At 71.1% G+C, this 717-nt stretch carries 1 protein-coding gene and 2 tRNA genes; all 3 read left to right on the top strand.

What is annotated here, in order from left to right; translation table 11 throughout:
• Positions 1 to 264 precede the first annotated feature (264 nt).
• A tRNA-Tyr gene (locus tag OZN99_RS32865) sits at positions 265 to 346 on the top strand.
• A gap of 88 nt (positions 347 to 434) precedes the next feature.
• Positions 435 to 508, top strand: a tRNA-Gly gene (locus tag OZN99_RS32870).
• A 94-nt stretch (positions 509 to 602) separates the two neighbouring features.
• Positions 603 to 717: GTP-binding protein (locus tag OZN99_RS32875; protein ID WP_270936523.1), on the top strand; the 115-nt coding region annotated here is incomplete at its 3' end.

Genomic DNA, 717 nt, shown 5'->3' on the forward strand with positions numbered 1-717 from the left:
CGACCTTCGAAAGCCGGCCGCGCGCCTCGAATGGCTTGCCGCCTTCCGGGCGCGGCGCCTTGCCGCCGGCGAACGGTGCCTTGCCGCCGCGTCCCTGGGGCGGGCGGGAGCCGGGCGGGCCGGGACGGCGGGGCGGGGGGCGATGCATGGGCGCCATCCTGCGCGTCGCGCCGGCCCTGTCCAGCACCGCGCGCGACGTTGACATTCGCGCTGCCATGGGGCTAGTCCCGCGCGCCCGTTGTCCGCGGGCCGCGGCGGATCCCTGGAGGGGTGCCCGAGTGGCTAAAGGGGACGGACTGTAAATCCGTTGGCTTCGCCTACGTTGGTTCGAATCCAACCCCCTCCATTCCCGTCACGGCACGCCCGGCCTCCGGGTGCCTGCGTCGCAGGCCGTCACTGACGGCGCGCCCCACCACCGAAGCGCGTGCGGGTTCGCGGGTGTAGCTCAATGGTAGAGTCCCAGCCTTCCAAGCTGGCTGTGCGGGTTCGATTCCCGTCACCCGCTCCACCCCGCGCGCGCAGCCGGGTGCGGAGCCCAGCAGGGCAGGGCGACGGCTCAGGTCGGATCAGGCGTCGGGAACAGGGCCCCAGGAAGCACGACGATGGCAAAGGCGAAGTTTGAGCGGACGAAGCCGCACTGCAACATTGGGACGATCGGTCACGTGGACCATGGGAAGACGTCGCTGACGGCGGCGATCACCAAGGTTCTGGCGAAGA

The sequence above is a fragment of the Falsiroseomonas oryzae genome, from assembly GCF_027856955.1.
GTDB lineage: Bacteria > Pseudomonadota > Alphaproteobacteria > Acetobacterales > Acetobacteraceae > Falsiroseomonas > Falsiroseomonas oryzae.